The organism is Propionivibrio limicola (genome assembly GCF_009469695.1).
GTDB classification, from domain to species: Bacteria; Pseudomonadota; Gammaproteobacteria; order Burkholderiales; family Rhodocyclaceae; genus Propionivibrio; species Propionivibrio limicola.
The window spans coordinates 35,305-55,308 of sequence record NZ_SSSR01000003.1 but is presented as its reverse complement, the minus strand read 5'-3'; the positions used below and the strand labels follow the sequence as shown (position 1 = coordinate 55,308).

The 20,004-nt window shown below is 61.2% G+C and carries 19 protein-coding genes; 3 read left to right on the top strand and 16 right to left on the bottom strand.

Features of this window, described 5'->3' with window-relative positions; genetic code table 11:
- Positions 1-34: 34 nt before the first annotated feature.
- Genes rfaP through GH659_RS04200 form a run of 3 tightly spaced genes read right to left on the bottom strand, consistent with a single transcriptional unit; the run spans position 35 to position 2,828 of the window.
- The gene (gene rfaP / locus GH659_RS04210) at positions 35-856 is read right to left on the bottom strand and encodes a lipopolysaccharide core heptose(I) kinase RfaP (RefSeq protein ID WP_153109513.1); all 822 of its coding nucleotides are present in this window, start codon (positions 854-856) and stop codon (positions 35-37) included.
- Entirely contained in the window at positions 853-1,974 is a 1,122-nt protein-coding gene (locus tag GH659_RS04205) for a glycosyltransferase family 4 protein (RefSeq protein ID WP_153109512.1), read from the bottom strand. Before GH659_RS04205 ends, rfaP begins: the two co-directional genes overlap by 4 nt.
- Positions 1,974-2,828 (bottom strand): lysophospholipid acyltransferase family protein, encoded by an 855-nt coding sequence (locus GH659_RS04200; protein ID WP_153109511.1) that lies wholly within the window; start codon positions 2,826-2,828, stop codon positions 1,974-1,976. The genes GH659_RS04205 and GH659_RS04200 overlap by 1 nt, the downstream gene beginning before the upstream one ends.
- Positions 2,829-3,061: 233 nt before the next feature.
- Here GH659_RS04200 and metK point away from each other — a divergent pair, with 233 nt between their 5' ends.
- The gene (metK, locus tag GH659_RS04195; RefSeq protein WP_153109510.1) at positions 3,062-4,228 is read left to right on the top strand and encodes a methionine adenosyltransferase; all 1,167 of its coding nucleotides are present in this window, start codon (positions 3,062-3,064) and stop codon (positions 4,226-4,228) included.
- Between the two features lie 62 nt (positions 4,229-4,290).
- On the opposite strand, the gene GH659_RS04190 is transcribed toward metK, so the two are convergent.
- The gene (locus GH659_RS04190) at positions 4,291-7,779 is read right to left on the bottom strand and encodes an EAL domain-containing protein (protein WP_170285821.1); all 3,489 of its coding nucleotides are present in this window, start codon (positions 7,777-7,779) and stop codon (positions 4,291-4,293) included.
- Positions 7,776-8,789, bottom strand: coding sequence for an ABC transporter substrate-binding protein (locus tag GH659_RS04185; RefSeq protein WP_153109508.1), 1,014 nt, complete (start codon positions 8,787-8,789; stop codon positions 7,776-7,778). Before GH659_RS04185 ends, GH659_RS04190 begins: the two co-directional genes overlap by 4 nt.
- 381 nt (positions 8,790-9,170) lie before the next feature.
- Here GH659_RS04185 and GH659_RS04180 point away from each other — a divergent pair, with 381 nt between their 5' ends.
- A complete protein-coding gene (locus tag GH659_RS04180) occupies positions 9,171-10,403 on the top strand; it encodes an HD-GYP domain-containing protein (RefSeq protein WP_153109507.1) in 1,233 nt (410 codons plus the stop codon).
- A 2-nt stretch (positions 10,404-10,405) separates the two neighbouring features.
- Here the strand turns inward: GH659_RS04180 and ubiA are convergent, their stop codons facing one another.
- Genes ubiA through GH659_RS04160 form a run of 4 tightly spaced genes read right to left on the bottom strand, consistent with a single transcriptional unit; the run spans position 10,406 to position 15,101 of the window.
- Entirely contained in the window at positions 10,406-11,305 is a 900-nt protein-coding gene (gene ubiA, locus GH659_RS04175) for a 4-hydroxybenzoate octaprenyltransferase (protein WP_153109506.1), read from the bottom strand.
- A gap of 26 nt (positions 11,306-11,331) precedes the next feature.
- Positions 11,332-12,657 (bottom strand): MFS transporter, encoded by a 1,326-nt coding sequence (locus GH659_RS04170; protein ID WP_153109505.1) that lies wholly within the window; start codon positions 12,655-12,657, stop codon positions 11,332-11,334.
- Entirely contained in the window at positions 12,654-14,708 is a 2,055-nt protein-coding gene (gene recG, locus GH659_RS04165; RefSeq protein WP_153109504.1) for an ATP-dependent DNA helicase RecG, read from the bottom strand. Before recG ends, GH659_RS04170 begins: the two co-directional genes overlap by 4 nt.
- 9 nt (positions 14,709-14,717) lie before the next feature.
- Entirely contained in the window at positions 14,718-15,101 is a 384-nt protein-coding gene (locus GH659_RS04160) for a RidA family protein (protein ID WP_153109503.1), read from the bottom strand.
- Between the two features lie 43 nt (positions 15,102-15,144).
- Here GH659_RS04160 and GH659_RS04155 point away from each other — a divergent pair, with 43 nt between their 5' ends.
- Complete coding sequence (locus GH659_RS04155; RefSeq protein WP_153109502.1) at positions 15,145-15,477, top strand: hypothetical protein; 333 nt, start codon at positions 15,145-15,147, stop codon at positions 15,475-15,477.
- Between the two features lie 34 nt (positions 15,478-15,511).
- On the opposite strand, the gene GH659_RS04150 is transcribed toward GH659_RS04155, so the two are convergent.
- From GH659_RS04150 to rpsM, 7 genes are all read right to left on the bottom strand, one after another.
- Positions 15,512-16,294 carry an SPOR domain-containing protein gene (locus GH659_RS04150; protein ID WP_153109501.1) on the bottom strand — a complete coding sequence of 261 codons (783 nt, stop codon included), beginning with the start codon at positions 16,292-16,294 and terminating at the stop codon, positions 15,512-15,514.
- 42 nt (positions 16,295-16,336) lie between these two features.
- A complete protein-coding gene (locus GH659_RS04145) occupies positions 16,337-16,966 on the bottom strand; it encodes a DUF2802 domain-containing protein (RefSeq protein ID WP_153109500.1) in 630 nt (209 codons plus the stop codon).
- A 154-nt stretch (positions 16,967-17,120) separates the two neighbouring features.
- On the bottom strand, positions 17,121-17,519 hold the full coding sequence (rplQ, locus tag GH659_RS04140; protein ID WP_153109499.1) for a 50S ribosomal protein L17: 399 nt from the start codon (positions 17,517-17,519) through the stop codon (positions 17,121-17,123).
- A 30-nt stretch (positions 17,520-17,549) separates the two neighbouring features.
- Positions 17,550-18,524 (bottom strand): DNA-directed RNA polymerase subunit alpha, encoded by a 975-nt coding sequence (locus tag GH659_RS04135; protein WP_153109498.1) that lies wholly within the window; start codon positions 18,522-18,524, stop codon positions 17,550-17,552.
- 42 nt (positions 18,525-18,566) lie between these two features.
- Positions 18,567-19,196: a 30S ribosomal protein S4 gene (rpsD, locus tag GH659_RS04130; RefSeq protein WP_153109497.1), complete on the bottom strand. Its 630-nt coding sequence runs from the start codon at positions 19,194-19,196 to the stop codon at positions 18,567-18,569.
- An 11-nt stretch (positions 19,197-19,207) separates the two neighbouring features.
- On the bottom strand, positions 19,208-19,597 hold the full coding sequence (gene rpsK, locus GH659_RS04125; RefSeq protein ID WP_153109496.1) for a 30S ribosomal protein S11: 390 nt from the start codon (positions 19,595-19,597) through the stop codon (positions 19,208-19,210).
- 13 nt (positions 19,598-19,610) lie between these two features.
- Positions 19,611-19,973, bottom strand: a complete 363-nt coding sequence (gene rpsM / locus GH659_RS04120) for a 30S ribosomal protein S13 (RefSeq protein ID WP_153109495.1) — start codon at positions 19,971-19,973, stop codon at positions 19,611-19,613.
- Positions 19,974-20,004 lie beyond the last annotated feature (31 nt).

Here is a 20,004-nt window from a genome sequence, read left to right as displayed (position 1 = left end):
TCGGTCGCGTTACCGGAATCAAACCACCAGAAAATCACGCCGGCCCCTTCGCATACTTGCGCAGGTAGCGCGCGTGCAGGCGCGCCGCTTTGCGTTCAAGCTGGCGCAGCAGCGACGCCTCATCGCGCAGAATCGTGCGCAGCGGCCGGTCGAAATACAGCCTCAGGAAGCGCAGCACGTCACGCTTCGTCAGGCCGATGTCGAGCGCCGAGAAATAAAGGCCGGCCAGATCCTTGTCGCGCCAGCGGCGCGGCGTCTGCGCGCGGATTTGCGCGCGGTGCAGGTCGATCAGCGAGAGCTTGAGGTTGTCGGGCGTCGGCGCTGGGTCGAGATGAAGCAGGAAGTGGCAGATGTAGAAGTCGCGGTGATTGACGCCGCCTTGATGCATGCGCCGCGCCATCTCGGCGACACGGTGGAGCAGCGCGCGCTTCATCGCCACCGGCGGTGGGGTAACCGGCCAGTCGCGGCAGTAGTCTTCGAGGCTGATCGTCGGCGCCAGCTCCTCGGTGACGATGAACGAATGCTGCGTCGCCGGATTGCCGCCGCGCTGCCCGAAAGCGACGCCGCACATGGTGTCAACGCCGAGTTGTTCCAGCCGCTTGATCGCCTGCCACTCGTTGCCGGCGCCGAGCACCGGCAGGCGCAGCGAGCACAGGTTCTTGAAAATTTCGCCCCAACCGACACCGCGATGGATCTTGACGAAATAGCCGCGCCCGCCGACTTCGGTGCGCAAGGTGCGGCGCGCTTCGAGTTCGCGGAAGACTTCGCCCTGCAACGCCTCGACGGCGGCGAACGGATCGCGCCCGGCCCACAGCGTACGGAACGTCTCATCGAGATGAACGACGGTTTTACTCACAGGCGCTCCTGCAGAATCAGGTCGGCGGCGCGCTCGGCGTTGCTGTAGATATCGGCCGTCTCGGCGAAAGCCAGCGCATTGGCTTGCCAGCGTGCCCGTGCCTCCGTATCCGTCAGCATTTCGGCCAGCGTCGCGTTCAAGGTTTCTTGGGCGAACGGCTCCGGCACGACGCGGCCGCCGTCGGCTTCCTCGATGTAGTGCGCGTAGCCGCACACCGCTGTCGTCAGCACCGGCAGACCGGCGACTAGTGCTTCGAGCAGTACCGTGCCGGTATTTTCGTTGTAGGCCGGATGGATCAGCAGGTCGGCGCCGAGCAGGAAGCGCGGGATATCGTTGCGCCCAGGCAGGATGTTGACGCGTTCGGCGATGCCGAGCGCGTTGGCTTGCCGCTGGAACGGCGCCGGATCGTCCTGGCCGACGACAATCAGCCGGGAGCGCGACTTGAGCGACTCGGGAAGGCTGGCCAGCGCCTTCAAACTGCGGTCGAGCCCCTTGGTCTTGAAACCGGAGCCGACTTGCAGGAGCAGCAGGTCATTGTCGCCCAGCCCGAACTCGCGGCGGAAGTCGGCGCGAATCTCGGACGCATTGGCCGGCGCGCGGCGGTCGGGCGAAATTCCCGGCGGCAACAGGTGAAAACGCGCCTTCGGCGTGCCATAGTGTTTTTCGAAAAACGGCTGCTGCACCTGCGAAATCATCAGGATTTCGGTCCTGCTCTCCGGCGCGAAAACGGCGCGCTCGTAGGCCGCGAAATGGCGGTAGCGGCCGGACAGCCGGTAGAACGAATTGCGCAGCGTGCGCGCCTTTTCCTCGTAGCAGGCATCGGCGGCGAAATAGACGTCAAGCCCCGGCATCTTGTTGAAACCGATCACCCGCTCGGCTGGGCGCCGTTCGAGATCGCGAAACAACCAGTCGGTGAACCGGATGTTGCGGCGCACGTTGGTGAAGGCTTTCACCGGCACGACGACGACCTCGAATCCGGCGGGAACATCGCCGTCCCACTTGGCCGTATAGACGCGGATCGCGTGTCCGCGCGCCTGACAGGCCAACGCGATGCGCAGAAAATCGCGCTGCAGGCCGCCGAACGGGAAGTACTTGTAAAGGCAGAAGGCGAGTTGCATCAGCGGCTTTCGGGTGGCGCCTCGACGCCGCGCGGGCGCTTGTAGCGGTTGTAACCCCAGAGGTATTGCTCGGGACATTGGCGGATCAGGTGTTCGATCTCGTGGTTGATCTGTTGGGCGCGTTCCTCGGTCGTGCCGGAAAACGCTTGCGTCGGCGGTTGCAGATGGAAGTGATAACCCGCCCCACCGGGTAAACGCTCGGCCCAGACCATGATGGCGGCCGCGTTCGTCTCGGTCAGCCGCGCCGCCAGTGTCATCGTGTACGCCGGCTTGCCGAAGAAATCGAGCCAGCGCCCTTCACCCATTTTCGGCGCCTGATCGGGCAGCATGCCGACGGCTTCGCCCTTCTTCAGCGCCTTGATCAGCGAGCGCACGCCGGCCAGATCGGCGGCGGCGATGTGCAATTGCGCTCGTGCCCGCCCGGTCTCGATCATCGTTTGCAACCACGCCTGCTTCGGCGGGCGGTAGAGGACGGTGATCGGCGCCTGCGTCGACAGGTATTGCGCGGTGATTTCGAAACAGCCGAGATGCGGCGTCAGGTACAGGATACCCTTGCCCTCGCGCCTGGCGGCTTCGACCAGTTCCCAGCCGGTGATCTTGACGACGCGCGCGGCCGCTTCTTCCAGCGGGCGCAGCCAGATTTTCGGCAGCTCGAACGACGTCTTGCCGGCGCTGGCGATGGCGCCAAAGCGGGCGCGCCGTTCGCCATCCTCGCCGAGCGCCAGCGCCATGTTCTCGCGCAGGTGGCGGCGATAGGTCGGCGACAACAGCCAGGACAACCAGCCGGCGACGGCGCCGAGACGGTGCAGCCACGACAGCGGCAGATAACTCAGGAAACGGAAAACAAGAATCACGCAATAACCCCGAAAGAACCCAAAAGCAACCCCTGAATAACCCTACTCGCAACGAGTTTGACCCGTAGAATCCGAAAAACTACAATTATCCCATTCGCCGAGTTAATCAGGACAACTTGCAGGGCGAGGAAACACAAATTAAGTGTTTCGAAATACTGCTAAAGCGTCGTCTGCTCAAACCCCGGAGCCGGCCACGCCGCTGCAACGGGGTTTTTCATTTGGAGCAGAAGTACATGGCCCACGAGTATCTCTTCACTTCGGAATCCGTTTCCGAAGGCCATCCCGACAAGGTCGCCGACCAGATTTCCGATGCCGTCCTCGACGCCATCCTGGCCGAGGATCCGCACGGCCGCGTCGCCTGCGAGACGCTGGTATCGACCGGTCTCGTCGTCATTTCCGGCGAAATCACCACCAAGGCGCACATCAACTACCGCGAAATCGCGCAGGAAGCCGTGCGCCGCATTGGCTACAACGATTCCGAAATCGGTTTCGACTACAAGAGCTGCGCCGTGCTCGCCGCGATCAACCGCCAGTCGCCGGACATCGCGCAGGGCGTCAACGAAGGCCAGGGGATCGACCTCGACCAAGGCGCTGGCGACCAAGGCCTGATGTTCGGCTACGCGTGCAACGAAACGCCGTCGCTGATGCCGTTGCCGATTTACTACGCGCACCGCATCATGCAGCGCCAGGCCGAAGTCCGTAAGGACGGCCGCCTGCCGTGGCTGCGCCCGGACGCCAAGAGCCAGCTCACCGTCAAGTACGTCGACGGCAAGCCGGTGGCCATCGACACCGTCGTCGTCTCGACGCAGCACAGCCCGGACGTATCGCACGCACAGATAGAGGAAGCGGTGATCGAGGAGATCGTCAAGCCGGTGTTGCCCAAAGACATGTTGACCGACAAGACACGCTACCTGATCAACCCGACCGGCCGCTTCGTCGTCGGCGGTCCGCACGGCGACTGCGGCCTGACCGGCCGCAAGATCATCGTCGACACCTACGGCGGCGCAGCGCACCACGGCGGCGGCGCCTTCTCCGGCAAGGATCCGTCGAAGGTCGACCGCTCGGCCGCTTACGCCGCCCGCTACGTGGCCAAGAACATCGTCGCCGCCGGCCTCGCCGACCGCTGCGAAGTACAGGTCGCCTACGCCATCGGCGTCGCCAAGCCGGTGTCGCTAATGGTCGATACGTTCGGCACCGGCAAGATCGCCGACGAGAAGATCGTCGAGCTGATCGGCCGCCATTTCGATCTGCGTCCGAAGGGCATCATCCAGTCGCTCAACCTGCTGCGCCCGATCTACGCAAAAACCGCCGCCTACGGCCACTTCGGCCGCGACGAGCCGGAATTCACGTGGGAAGCACTCGACAAGGTGGCGGCGCTGAAGGCCGACGCCGGACTCTGATCCGCACGCGCAAAAAGCATTGCGCACAAGCCGACCGCCGCCACGCGGTCGGCTTTTTCATTTCACGGCGATCCGCGGCGCAGCAGCGCCTGCAGCAGGTCGGTCAGGCGATCCCGCCGCCGATGCAGCTCTGTCTGTTTGTTGCTGACCAGCTCCGTGTCGCCGCGCACGTAGCCTTCGTAGAGTTCCGTCGCCAATGCATGGATCGACTCGTGCAACACGTCGAGTTCGGCGAATTGCGGCAAGTCGCCGTAACGCCGCGCACCCTCATCATGCAGCCACAAACCGAAACGACACGCACAAATGGCCAGCGGCGGCGGAACTGACCGCCGGTTAGCGACCAAGTCGTCCAGCGCCGCCACCCACGCGCGGTGTTCGGTAGCCGCGAACAGCACCGCCAGATCTTCCTTCTCCACGGGCTCGACATTGCGCCATTCGGCAGGCAGCACCCAGTGGGCCGCCCAGTCGGCCAGGCTGTCGGCGGGCATCGGGCGGGCGATGCCGTAGCCCTGCGCCTGTTCGCAGCCGAGCTGCAGCAGGACCGTGCCGTGCTCAACCGTCTCCACCCCCTCGGCGATCACTTCGCGCCGGAACGCGGTCGCCATGCCGAGCACGCCGTCGAGAATCGCCAGATCGTCGGGGTCATCGAGCATGTCGCGCACGAAACTCTGGTCGATCTTGAGCACCTCGGCCGGCAGGCGCTTGAGGTAGGTCAGCGACGAATAGCCGGTCCCGAAATCGTCGAGCGCAAAACGCACGCCCAAGGCGCGGCAACCTTCCATCACCTCGCTGGCTTGCGCCATGTCCTCGAGCAGACTGGTTTCAAGCACCTCAAATTCGAGTTGCGCCGGATCCGCCTCCGGATGCAATGCCAACAGTTCCCGCAGGCGGGAAACAAAGCCGGCGTGCAGCAGGTGCCGGGCGGCGATATTGACGCTGACACACAGGTTCAATCCCATCCGACGCCACGCGGCCATCTGCGAGAGCGCGGCCGCCAGCACCCACTCGCCGAGCATGACACCGAGCGGCCGGTTCTCGACCATCGGCAAGAACTCTCGCGGCAACAACAAGCCGCGCTCGGGATGCTGCCAGCGGATCAGCGCCTCGACGCCGAGCACCTCGCCGCTCCGCATGCTGACGCGGGGCTGGTAATGCAGCACAAATTCGCCTCGCTCAAGGCCGGCGCGCACGCGTTCGACCGACTCCCGTTCGCCCTGGATGACCGCCTCCTGCTCGACATCGAAGCGCTGGCAGCGGTTCTTGCCCAGTTGCTTGGCCGAATACATCGCCTGATCGGCATGACGCAGCAATTGATCGGCATCGGCGTTGTCGAGCGGGTAAACCGTGTACCCGATACTCGCCGAGACCTGCATCACCTCGTCATCGAGCACGACCTGATCGGCTGCCGCCCGCAGCAACCTCGCCAGCACGGCATCGCAATCGCCCACCTGCTCGATGTCGACGAGCACGGCGGCGAACTCGTCGCCGCCCAGCCGCGCCAGGATGTCGCCCTCGCGCAGCACCGAACGCATGCGCTGCGCGACCTCAACCAGCAGTTTGTCGCCGGCGCTGTGGCCATGCCGGTCATTGATGGCCTTGAAGCCGTCGAGGTCGAGATAGACGACGGCCAGCTCGGTGCCGCGACGATGGGCCTGCGCCATCGCCTGTTGCAAATGGGCGGCAAACAGCTTGCGGTTGGGCAGATCGGTCAGCAGGTCGTAGTGGGCGACATGTTCGAGCTGCTGCTGATGGTTCTTGGCCTGCGTAATGTCGGAAAAGAGGCCGACGTAGTGCTGCAGCCGGCCGCTCGCGTCATGCACGGCGCTGATGCTGAGCATTTCCGGATAAATCTCGCCATTCTTGCGCCGGTTCCAGACCTCGCCGTACCAGTGCCCCGTCTCGGTCAGCGTCCGCCACATTTCGGCGTAGTAGTCGGCGGACTGGCGGCCCGAATTGAGAAGGCGCGGATTCTTGCCGACCACCTCGTCGCGCGTGTAGCCGGTAATCTCGGTAAAGGCTTCGTTGACGTCGAGGATCGTTCCCTCCGTATCGGTGATCGTAATGCCCTCGCGCGCATACGTGAAAACGCTGGCCGCCAGTTGCAGGCGGGTTTCCGACTGGCGCGAATGGGTGATATCGACATAGGCCACCACCACGCCATAGCGCGGATGATCGAGCGGCGTCGCGCTAACGTTCAGCCAGAGGCTGTGCCCCGGCGAGCGCACCTCCATGACCACGTCGTGCACGGCACGGTGCTCGGTCAGCGCTCGCACGCTGGGATACTCGTCGAGCGGCATCGGCGTGCCATCGGGCCGGTAGATTTCGACGTCGCCGCTGCCGAGCTTGCGCACCAGTTGTTCGGCTTGGCGCAGGCCGAGCATGCGCTCCGACGCCGCGTTGCACTCGACGATGCCGCCCGCGCGGTCAAGCAAGACAATGCCGACCGGCAGAATGCCGAAAATCGTGCGCAAACGCTCTTCGTTGCTGGCCAGCATTTCCATCGCATCGGCGAGCAGACGTTTCTCCTTCTGCAGGTTGAGCCCGAGCGCCTGCAATTCGCGTTTTTGCACAATCTGGCGCAACAGCGAAACGAACAGCAGCACGAGCAGCGCCGACAGGGCGATGATCCAGAAGCGGTACTGCGCCCATACATCGGCCACGCCGATATCCGGCGCAACGTCGTAGGGCGGAAGGCGCAGGGCGCGCGCCAGGTTTTCCACCGGCAGATAGTCGGCCGCCGGGTCGAAGCCCTCGATCCCGGCCGCCTGCGCCGCCGGGTGATCGGTGTCCAGAACCAGCAGCGCGCTGGCGATGCGGCGGGTCAGGCGTGGGTCGAGATGCGGCAGCGCCACCAGCGGCCATTCCGGATAGAGGCGCGTCGACACGATGTAGGGGAAACCCGGAAGGTGCTGGCGGTTGATGATGCGCAAATCAGGAATCTGTAATTTTTCTTGCCGGGCCATCGCTTCGAGCACGCCGGTCCGGACGAAGCCGGCGTCCACTTTGCCCGCCAGCACGGCCTCGATCACCTTCTCATGGTTATCCATCCGGATCAGCGTCGCGTCCGTGGGCAACTCGACGCCGACCTGCAGAAGCTCATACGCCTGCGCCTGATAGCCGCCGAGATACGGGCCGAGCATGGCGATCTGTTTGCCCCGCAGATCGGCCAGCGCCGCAATGCGCTCATCTCCCGAACGGGCGACGATCACGCCGCCGAAAGCGCTCGTCGCCACGCCATCTTCGCGATTGACTTGCGTGACCAGCGCCCCGGTCAGCGTGTTCCGGCTGCGCAAAACAAGGTAGTGGCTCGGATTGGTCAGCACCAGATCAAGCTGGTTCCTGTCCAGTGCCGTCTCGATTTCGCCAACTCCGAGAACCTTGAGTTCGACCTTGATGCCGTCCAGCCGGCTGCCCAGATAGTCGGCCAACGGCTGATAGCGCGCCTCCATGACCGGCTTCGGCATGTAGGCGAACACGCCGAGCGTGATCGTCTCCGCCGCCTGAACGGCGAAGCTCAACACGCACAAGGCGACGACACCGAGAGCTCTCATGTACTCAACCTTTTTGGCCGACTCAGGCATTCGGTGGTGCACAGATCCTCAACGCCGACTTCGGCCGCCATCAACCCCATTTCGCGCATCAGTGAACACAAATGGCGCGCTGCCTGGACGAAGGAGGCATCGCGCCCCGACAACCACGCCACATTTGCATCATAGGAAGGAATCGTGATTCCGGCGAGGGCGCGCTGAACGCCCTCGGGGTCGATCTTCTGGCGACCGGCGATGCGGTAGACGCCGTCGAGGCGGTTTTCCCTCAAATGACTCAGCGCCCGAAAATGAGCACCGGTCAGCGCTTGCAACGCCTCGACGCAACAGTCCAGCCGGTCGCGGCGCACGGCGAGCACGTCGAAAATCCGGTTCGGCATCTGCCGGCTGTCAAACAGACGCCGCGCGCCGTATTTCTGCAATTGTCCGGCGACCGGCTCGTAGCTCACCACCGCGTCCACCTCGCTCCGTTGCATCGCCTCAAGATGCCGGCCCGGCGGCATGTCCACGACGGACAACGCCGTCTTGTCCATATCATGGTGGCGCAGGAAACCTTCCAGCAGCAGCGCGCCAGTCGCGCTGCGCTCGACACCGATGCGCCGACCGACGAGATCGGACGCCTGCCGGATGTCGGGCTGCGCGTAGAGCGCATCCGCGCCGGAGGAAACGTCGAAGACAAGCGCCACGGCCAACGGCACGCCGGCGGCTTGGATGCGCAGCGTTTCATCGAGCGTCAGGCAGGCCGCATCGACCGCCCCCGAGCGCAACGCCGCCATGGAATCGGAAGCGTCTTCGCCGCCGAGCAGCGTCACCGGCGACGGTAGCCAGCCGAACTCGCTCGCCAGATAGAGCGTCTCGTAACCGATCCACGCATGCAGCCCGATGGAGAGGTGTTTTTGCCTGACTCGCTTGATCGCCCACGGCATGGCCAACGAAGCCAACCCGGCCAGCGCGGCCCCGCCGACGAGCAGCGTCCGCCGCTTCGCGTTGGGGCGCGACGATTGGTTCGCGCTCATGGATACAACCCCCTTCTTTCTCCGCTGATCATGCGGCTGTTCGCAACGCGGCGGGAACTTCAGCGCCTTGATCGGCTCGGAGTTACCTTTGGCGCCTTTTCAACAACTTTGGAATCCCGAATGACCAAGGCGGCCTGCCTGCGATGTTTCGCACGGCCGGCACAGCCAGTCCCTGTCAAAACAGGTTAGCACAGCCTCATTTGACGGACCGGATTGGCGTCACCCGAGATTTTTTGATAAAACAACGCATGGACGCGTTTTGGATACCTGCTTTCCCGATGACCGTTTCCGCCTATTTCTCGCTCGCGGAAATGGCCTGCTCGTCGCAAGCTCTTTCCCTCACAGCGAACCTTTCCGACTCATCTGCCCAGCCCCGCCACAATGCTCAAAAAGATCAGCGTTAGCCAACTCACGGTCGGCATGTACCTCAAGGAATTCTGCGGCTCCTGGATGGAACATCCGTTCTGGCGCAACTCCTTCGTAATTTCCGATCCGGAGGATATCCGGCGCATCCTCGCGAGCAGCATCAAGGAAGTGTGGATCGACAGCGACAAGGGGATCGACGTGGCGGCGGACGTCGCGGTCGTGTCCGAAACGGAGAACGAAGCACAGGTCGACGCCGAACTGGCCGCGGCCGCCCAAGCGGAGCGTGCAACCGCACCGCTTCCGGTCGAGGCCGAACTGCAACGCGCCGCCATCATCTGCGCCCAGTCGAAACGCGCCGTCACCTCGATGTTTCAGGAGGCGCGCATGGGCAAGGCCATCGACACCGGCAACGCCCATAAGCTGGTCGAAGAGATTTCCGATTCGATCCTGCGCAACCCCGGCGCATTGATCAGCCTCGCCCGCCTGAAAACCGCCGACGACTACACCTACATGCACTCGGTCGCCGTCTGCGCCCTGATGATTGCGCTCGGACGCCAACTCGCACTGCCGGAAGAACAGGTACGCCGGCTCGGCGTCGCCGGTCTGCTGCACGATCTGGGCAAGGCCATGGTGCCGCTGGACGTGCTCAACAAGCCGGGCAAGCTGACCGACGAGGAGTTCCGGATCATCAAGGCGCATCCGGAAGAAGGACATGCGCTGCTGAAGGACAATCCGGACATCGACCCGATCGTGCTCGATGTCGTCCTTCACCACCACGAAAAAACCGATGGCTCGGGCTATCCGAAAGGGCTGAAAGATGAGGAAATCAGCCTCTTCGCCAAGATGGGCGCGGTGTGCGACGTCTACGACGCGATCACCTCGAACCGCCCGTACAAGGCTGGCTGGGATCCGGCCGAATCGTTGCGCAAGATGGCCGAATGGGCGAACGGCCATTTCGATCCGACCGTCTTTCAGGCGTTCGTCAAAAGCCTCGGCATCTATCCGACCGGTTCGCTGGTCCGGCTCAATTCGGGGCGACTCGCCGTCGTCATCGAACAGTCGGCGAAATCGCTGCTGACGCCGCGCATCAAGGTCTTCTATTCGACCCGCTCGAACGCCCGCATCCGGCCGGAAATCATCGATCTGTCGCACAAGGGCAACCCGGAGAAGATCGTCAGCCGCGAAGATCCGGGGAAATGGCTTTTCCCCGACCTCAATGAACTGTGGTCGGGACAGGCCGGCGCCTGACCTCAGAACGGCCGCACGCCGCGCAGCAGCCAGAAATCGATCACGATACCGAGAAAAATGACGCCCCCGAGCCAGTTGTTGTGCAGGAAGGCCTTGAAGCAACGCTGGCGATCACGGCCGCGAATCAGCGTGAAGTGATAGCCAGCGATCAGCGCCGCCGCCGCCAGCCCGGAAAAATACGCCCAACGGGCCTGCACCAGCACGCCGACCCACGCCAGGATCGCCAGAAACGCTGCGTAACAGGCCATCACCGCCGCCACGTCGAAACGCCCGAAGGTGATCGCCGAGGTCTTGATGCCGATCTTCAGATCGTCCTCGCGGTCGACCATCGCGTACTCGGTATCGTAGGCCACCGCCCAGAAGACATTGGACAGCAGCATCCACCACGCGACCGCCGGAATCATGTCGAGATGCGCCGCGTAGGCCATCGGGATGCCGAAACCGAACGCCACGCCGAGATACGCCTGCGGCACGGCAAAGAAACGCTTGGTGAAGGGGTAACTCGCCGCCAGAAACAGCGCTGCCACGGACAGGCCGATGATGTAGGTGCTGCGCAACGGCAGGATCAGACAGAACGCGCTTAACACCAGCGCAAAGAAGAGCACGAGCGCCTCCTTGACCGACACCTTGCCGGCCGCCAGCGGCCGCTCCTTGGTGCGCTCGACGTGCGGATCGAACTTGCGGTCGGCCAGATCGTTGACCACGCATCCAGCCGAACGCATGAGGACGGTACCGAGAACGAAGATCCAGACGATGATCCAGCTTGGCGTACCGTAAGCGGATAGCCACAACGCCCACAGCGTCGGCCAAAGCAGCAGCAGGATGCCGATCGGCTTATCAAGCCGCATCAGTTTTTCGTACTGGTTCAGACGATCGATCAGGCGGGAGGGCTCAGCGTTCATGGCAAAGTTCTTTTAATGTAGTTGAGTTATTTCGTGCTTCCGCGCAGCGATTCGACGATCCGAAGCACAAACCGGGTCAGATCGTCCGGCACCTGACGGCACACATAGAAGGCGACCAACGCATTGCACAGCGCCGCGATCCCGAATAGCTGCGGGATCGATACGTCCAGCCAAAGCAGCGCGGCCGCCGCGATGGCGCCACCGACCATGAACAACGCATTGAGAATGTTGTTGGCGGCAACGATCCGGGCGCGATGCTCCGGTTCACTGCGCGACTGCATCACGACATAAAGCGGCACCACGAAAAAGCCGCCGAAGGCGCCGATGGCGAACAGATCGAAGAACACCCGCCAACAAGCGCCCGTCGCCAACAGATCACCGAGAGGCAGCGGTGCGCCGGATGGCGGCAGCGCCGGCCCGGCGAACGCCAGATCGGCACCAAAGACCGTCAGCCCAAGGATGCCAACCGGGATCAGTCCAATCTCGACATGCTTTCCGGAAAACTTTTCGCACAGCATCGACCCGGTTCCGATCCCGACGGTAAAGATCGACAGCATGAGCGTCACCAGCACCTCGTTTCCCCCAAGGACATGGAGCGCATAGACGGGAAATTGCGCGAGCAGCAGCGCGCCGTAAAGCCAGAACCACGAGATGCCGATGATCGTGAGGAACACGGTGCGGTTTTCGCGCGCAAAGACCATGCTGTGCCAGGTTTCGGTCACCGGGTTGAAATTGACGCGCAAGTCCGGCGATGGCGCCAGCGCTGGTGAGATGCCGCAACTGGCCACATAACCGCCGATCGCCACCAGCAGGGCGGCGAAGGCGATCCAGCCGGGATTGAGGCCGGAGCCGGCGAGCAGCCCGCCGGCCAAGGTACCGATCAGGATGGAAACGAAAGTGCCCGATTCGACCAGCGCATTGCCGCCGACCAGCTCTTCCTCGGAAAGATGTTGCGGCAGGATCGCGTACTTGACCGGCCCGAACAGCGTCGATTGCAGGCCAAGAAGAAACAGCGCCGTCAGCAGCACTTCCAGACTGTGGGCATAGAAGCCGAGCGCCGCCACGCCAATGATGGCGATCTCCAGCAACTTGACGAGCCGGGACAGCCGCGCCTTGTCGTACTTGTCGGCCAACTGGCCGGCCGTGGCGGAAAACAGGAAGAACGGCAGGATGAACACGCCCGCCGCGAGGTTGGTCAAGGTTTCCGGCGTCAACGTCGTCCAGCTCGCCGTGTGGAAGGTGAGCAGGACGACCAGCGCGTTCTTGTACAGGTTGTCGTTGAAGGCACCGAGGAATTGCGTCCAGAAGAACGGGGCGAAGCGCCGCGTGCCGAGCAGATGAATTTGGGTCATGCCTTGAGCAACTCCTGTCGCGATCCCAGCCAGCGGGCAAGATGGCGCTCGGCCCGTTCGGGCGCTTCGCGCAGCAGCGTATCCGCCATTTCGCGCGCCAGTTCGATCAGATCGGCATCAGCCTCCAGATCCGCGTAGCGCAGTACGGGCACCCCGGATTGGCGGCTGCCGACGAACTCGCCGGGGCCGCGCAACTGCAAGTCCTGGCGGGCAATCTCGAAACCGTCCGTGTTTTCATAAATGATTTTCAGCCGTGCCCGCGCCGTCTCCGACAACGGCTGCTGATAGAGCAGCACGCACACCGATTCGTGCTGGCCGCGCCCGACGCGTCCGCGCAGCTGATGCAACTGCGAGAGCCCGAAGCGCTCAGCGTGTTCGATCACCATCAGGCTGGCATTGGGCACATCGACGCCGACCTCGATCACCGTCGTCGCCACCAGAACGTCGATGTTTCCGGCGGCGAACTCGGCCATCGTCGCCGCCTTCTCGTCCGCCTTGAGACGTCCATGCACCAGCCCGACCCGCAATCCGGCCAGTTCGCGGGAAAGCACCGCGTGCGTGTCGAGCGCCGTCTGCAGCTGCAACTTCTCCGATTCCTCAATCAGCGGGCACACCCAGTACGCCTGTCGGCCAGCCGCGATCGCCCCGCGAATGCGCTCAATGACTTCGTCGCGACGGGCGTCCGAGACGAGCCGCGTCCGTACCGGCGTCCGCCCGGGCGGCAATTCGTCGAGCACCGACACGTCGAGGTCGGCGTAATAGCTCATCGCCAGCGTCCGCGGAATCGGCGTCGCCGACATCATCAACTGATGCGGCGGCAGCGCGTTCTTTTCACCTTTCCGCCGCAGCTCAAGCCGTTGCGCCACGCCGAAGCGGTGCTGCTCGTCGATAATCGCCAAGCCCAGGCGGGCATAATCGACGCTTTCCTGAATCATGGCGTGCGTACCGACAATCAGGTGGGCCGTGGTCGCCGCATGCTGCTGCGAGGCTTGCTTGTCGGCTTTCTTCAGACTACCGGTAAGCCACGCGACCTCCACGCCAAGCGGCTCCAACCAGGCGCGCAGCTTGAGGTAATGCTGCTCGGCCAGAATTTCCGTCGGCGCCATCAGCGCGGCCTGAAAGCCCGCCTCGATGGCCTGGCACGCGGCGAGTGCCGCCACAACGGTTTTACCGCTGCCGACGTCTCCCTGCAGCAGGCGCTGCATCGGAACAGGCCGGACGAGATCATCGGCGATTTCACCAAGCGCACGCTGCTGCGCCGCCGTCAGCGGAAAAGGCAACGCGCCGAGCAGTTGGCGACGCACCCCGCCATCGCCATTGAGAACAGGCGCCCCTTTGGCCCGCCGCGCCTGATAGGCCTTGCGGAGCGAGAGTTGCTGAGCCAGCACTTCGTCGAACTTGACGCGCCGCCAGGCGGGATGAGTACGCGCCTGCAGCGCCTGGCTATTCGCTGAGGGCGGCGGCGCATGCAACAGGCGAACCGCCTCTGCAAAAGTGAACAGACCATGCCGCTGGCACCATGATTTGTCCAGCAACTCGGACAAATCGGACTGGCCAAGCGCCTTTGCGATCAGCTTCCGTAGGGAATTCTGCGACACGCCGGCCGTCGCCGGATACACCGGGGTGAGTGATTCGGGCAACGAGGCGTCGGCGGCGACAAGACGGTAGCGGGGATGAACCATTTCCGGCCCCCAGAAGCCCTGCCGCACCTCGCCGAAAAGACGCAGCTTTCGCCCGTCTTCGCGTGCCGCTTCGAGCTGTTTGGTCTGGCTGCCGTAAAAATTCAGGAAACGCAGCGTCGCTTCGCCGCTGTCATCCGCAACCTTGGCAACCAACTGGCGGCGCGGTCGAAACTGCACAGAAACGTCGAGGACGCTCGCCTCGATTTGAACCGGCATCCCGGTGACGGCATGGCTGATCGCCGTCAGCCGCGTCTCATCCTCGTAACGCAGGGGCAGGTGCACAACCAGATCGTCGATCCGCTCAAGACCAAGCCTGCCCAACTTAGCCCTGAGCGCGGGCGTGACGCCAACTCCCTCGATCTCGGGCATTAACCGACGTTATTTCGGCAACTCCATGACGGCATCGGCTTCAACCAGCGCGCCACGCGGCAAAGACGCCACACCGACCACCGCACGCGCTGGATAAGGCTCCGTAAAATACTCCGCCATCATCTCGTTAACCTTGGCGTAATTGGCAAGATCCGTCAGGAATACATTGACCTTGACCACATTTTCCAGCGACCCGCCGGCCTCTTCAGCAACCGCCTTCATATTCTCGAAAACACGAGCAACCTGGGCATCGATTCCATCGACGAGTTGCATCGTTTCCGGATCAAGGCCAATCTGGCCGGCAAAATACACGGTATAACCAACTTTAACGGCCTGCGAATAGGTTCCGATTGCCGCGGGGGCGTTCGCGGTTGAAACGATTGTCTTGCTCATGTTGTTATCCTCCGTTTAAAAATTCTTCTCATGGGAATGATAGATGACTTCAACCATCATCGCCAACCTCGAAAAACTGCTCAACGGGCCGCGCGATGGCGCCCTGCTTCGCTTCTCCCTGGGCAATGAATGGCTCAAGGCCGGCAATCCAGAGTATGCAATCCGTTACCTGCGAGAGGCAACCACACTCGACACCACGTTCTCCGCCGCCTGGAAAATGCTCGGTAAAGCGTTGGCTGACAAGGGCGACCTTTCAGCCGCCCTGGAAGCCTACAAGACAGGGATTGCCGTTGCCGAAAGCCGCGGTGACTTGCAAGCCGCAAAAGAGATGACGGTATTTGCGAAACGGCTGCAGAAGCAAATGGGCAACCATTAAACTGACGCTCCCGCGCTACGCAGCGCGTATCTTTTTAGTGCGACTTTTTTCCCGAACGACTTGCCTGCGGCGTCGCCTCTATCCCGAGGCTCTTCAAACGGGCGCGAACGGTTTCTGCGTCCTCGCGGGTTTTAAACGGCCCGACGATCACGCGCGCCTCAATGGTCGACGGGATCCCTTCGAGGGATAACTTGGCGTGCAACTCCTCGGCTCGCCGGGTGTCGGTGAACACCCCACTCTGCAGGAGAATTCCTTTCGCTCCCCGAGGAACTACAACCGTCGCTTTGGGCGTTTCCCTAGCGGCAGGCGATGGGACAACCGTCAGCGCTGGCGCAACCTCAACCGCCGGCACAGGAGCGGATCCCCGAAGTTCATTATTAGGCGCGGACGAATTTCTTCCACCGCGTTCGGTCACGTTGCTGGCAGAGCTTTGCGAAAACGGCTTATGTGTTTCCCGGCCACCTCCGGCCGGCTCCGCTACCACCGCTTCTTGCACTGGAGCCACAACGTCCAGAGCGGCCGGCGGCGCGCTCACCTCAGGTTCAGCTGCATCAACCGCACCACTATCTGGTGCGTCAATTGGCAGCGCGGCCTCAACCGGAAGCGGTACGATCTTCTTTCCAACAGGTACCGGCTCGACAAATACAGAATCTTCATCGTCGTTTGCTTCTTCGGTATTGAGACGGTCGAAAAGAATCAGCCCCCCAAGCAGAGCGACAATCATCAACCCGGCAACGCCGATTCGCCGCACCAATTTTCTCTTGAGTTCGGCAAGTTTCTCTGAGTTCTTGGCAGCCCCATTTTCGTCACGGCCCATTAACGTCGCACTCCCTTTGAACCAAAATTCTCAATTCTGCCTTCAGACATTCGCGTCACCCCCACGGGCCAACGCCACCACCAACTCGGCCTCTGCCCGAGAAATTCCGCATTGCACGCAAATTGCGTTGGCGTCATGCCCGCCTTTCGCCATTTGCAGAGCATCACTGTAAAGCGGCGAAATGCTCTGCGTTGCATCCTTCGGCGTAATGTGCCGTTGCAACTCCTCACGCAGCACCAGAACCTCCGCACGCAACCCGCCGACTTCTTTACGCAACTGTGCGGCTTCGCGTAGTAGTTCCTCTATCGCGTCACCAACTTCTTCCAAGCCCGGTGTCGGGACTGCCACACGCAAATCGCTCCCTTTCCCTCCTTGCTCAGGGAAGTCTTTCTCGCCAACGTCGCCTGAGGAGGCCTCGCAGCCGTCTTCGCCAGCATCTGTGCGTTGCGCCACTTCCTCAGTATTTTCTGCTGCCTCGACCTGCTGCATGGCCGAATATGCACTCACGCCGTGATCGCCCAAATGTTCTTTGTCCGAAGGTGAAAACTCGTTCCCGGCCCGTCCCAAACGCTTGATGCGCAAACATGACCAGATCATGTATCCGGCAAGTAGGCCAACGATAGCGAGCAGCAGTTCTCGCCAATAAGGATTTCCCCAAAAAAACGGTTCCATAATCGTATCGATAACAACGTTCCTTCATTTCCCGAATGCCAGCCCCCCGAGGCTTTACAGCACCAGTGCCGGCCCCGCTTCAATTTTCACCGCGCGGCAGACAAATGGCAAAAAAAAACCAGGTCAATGACCTGGTTTTTTCAACAAAACCGCCTTACGCCGCCTCGGCCACGGGCTCGGCGGACTCGATCTCTTCCGACTGGTCAAGCAACTGGACAAACGCCATCGGCGCATTGTCTCCATCACGGAAACCACATTTCAGAATCCTCAGATACCCACCATTCCGCGTTGCGTACCGCGGTCCAAGAACGTCAAAAAGCTTCACAACCATCTCACGATCGCGGAGACGGTCAAACGCCAATCGACGATTCGCCAGCGACGGCTTTTTACCGAGCGTGATGATCGGCTCAACCACGCGACGCAGTTCCTTAGCCTTCGGCAACGTGGTCTTGATCGTCTCGTGCCGAAGCAGCGAAACAGTCATGTTGCGCAACATCGCCAGACGGTGCGCGCTAGTGCGATTTAATTTACGTAATCCCAAACGATGACGCATTTCTATTCCTTCCTATTCTTGTTCGGGCAATTATTTTTCGAGACCAGCCGGCGGCCAATTCTCTAGTTTCATGCCCAATGTCAGGCCCCGCGCTGCCAAGACTTCCTTGATCTCGTTCAATGACTTGCGTCCAAGGTTAGGAGTCTTAAGAAGCTCATTCTCCGTACGTTGAATCAGGTCACCAATATAATAGATGTTCTCGGCTTTCAGGCAGTTCGCTGACCGCACCGTAAGCTCCAGGTCATCAACAGGCCGAAGGAGCAACGGGTCAACCTGAACAGTCTTCTGACTCTCCACCGGCAGCGCCGTCCCCTCAAGATCCGCGAAGACGGATAACTGTTCACGCAAAATACGTGCGGCAGCGCGAATCGCCTCCTCTGGCTCTATCACGCCATTGGTTTCAATCTCCATGATCAGCTTGTCAAGATCCGTGCGCTGTTCAACGCGCGCGCTCTCGACGAAATAGCTGACCCGCCGAACCGGGCTGAACGAAGCATCCAGAACCAGCTTGCCGATGCTCTTGGCGCTATCTGAAAGCTGGCGAAGATTCCCAGGTACGTAGCCCCTGGACTTCTCGACCTTGATCTCCATAGCCAATTTACCGCCGGCCGAAAGATGAGCGATCACATGATCCGGATTGATAATCTCCACGTCATGAGACACGGAAATATCACTCGCCCGAACCACGCCATCGCCTTCCTTGTTGAGCTGCAGCACGACCTCGTCGCGATTATGCAGCTTGAACACGACTCCTTTCAGATTGAGGAGGATATCTACAACGTCTTCCTGAACACCATCAATCGTGGAATATTCATGAAGAACCCCCTCAATACTAACTTCCGTCGGAGCGTATCCAGGCATTGACGATAGAAGAATTCGCCGCAACGCATTACCCAAGGTGTGTCCATAACCGCGTTCAAACGGCTCCATGACCACCTTTGCGTGCACCGGAGATAGGCTCTGTACATCGATAATTCGCGGTTTCAAAAGTCCACTACTTTGCATGTCCTGTCCTCTGCCTAATTGCGAAACGTGCTGCTACCGCGATCACTTCGAGTAGAGCTCAATCACAAGGCTCTCATTGATCGTGGACGGCAATTCGCTGCGCTCCGGACGTGCTTTATATGTCCCTTTGGCTTCCTTGACATTCACTTCGACCCACTCAGGGAATCCCCGAGCCTCGGCGGCTGCTAATGCGGCTTTGATACGCAGTTGGTTCTTCGACTTCTCGGCGACTTCGATAACGTCACCGGGACGAACCTGATACGACGGAATATTTACGCGCCGTCCATTCACCAAGACGCTGTTATGGCGCACGACCTGCCGCGATTCTGCACGCGACGCTGCGAACCCCATACGATACGCGACCGTATCCAAACGCGACTCAAGCAACTGCAGGAGATTTTCGCCGGTCACGCCCTTGCGCCGATCAGCTTCTTTGTAGACCTTGCGGAACTGGCCCTCAAGAACCCCGTAGATACGACGAATTTTTTGCTTTTCACGCAAATGAACACCGTAGTCGGACAAGCGCTGCCCCGACTTTTGTCCATGTTGCCCCGGCGCATATGAACGCCGTTCAATTGCACACTTGTCAGTGAAGCACTTCTCACCTTTCAGGAAGAGTTTTTCCCCTTCTCGGCGACACTGACGGCACTTCGGATCAAGATTACGAGCCACTTAATTTCTCCTTAAATCCGGCGTTTTTTGGGGGGACGGCAACCATTATGCGGAATCGGCGTTACGTCGGTAATCGTCGTAATTTTCATGCCGAGTGCATTGAGCGCACGAACCGAAGACTCACGGCCAGGACCAGGACCCTTGATGCGAACTTCGAGGTTCTTGACACCACATTCTTGTGCCATCTTACCTGCGGCTTCCGCTGCGACCTGTGCAGCAAAGGGCGTACTTTTGCGCGAGCCCTTGAAGCCAGCACCGCCGGACGTTGCCCAGGACAACGCATTTCCCTGCCGGTCAGTAATGGTGATAATAGTGTTGTTAAAGGAAGCGTGAATGTGCGCGATACCCTCCGCGACGTTCTTTTTAACTTTCTTCCGAACTTTTGTAGCTGTCTTAGCCATTTAGTGATTCCTCTTACTTTTTACCGGCGATTGCCTTGCGCGGCCCCTTGCGGGTACGGGCATTGGTGCGCGTACGCTGACCCCGGCACGGGAGCCCTTTGCGATGGCGAAGCCCTCTATAGCAGCCAAGATCCATCAGGCGCTTGATGCTCATTGTCACTTCGCGGCGAAGATCGCCCTCGACGGAAAACTTGCCGACTTCGTCACGCAGACGATCCATTTCGGCTTCCGTCAAATCCTTCATCTTTACAGTACGAGCAACCCCTGCTGCGTCACAAATAACTTTGGCGCGGCTACGTCCAATACCATAAATCGCCGTCAACGCGATTTCGGCATGCTGGTGGTTGGGAATATTTACCCCTGCAATGCGGGCCATCGATTTACCCCAAAAAATATACTGGAATTAG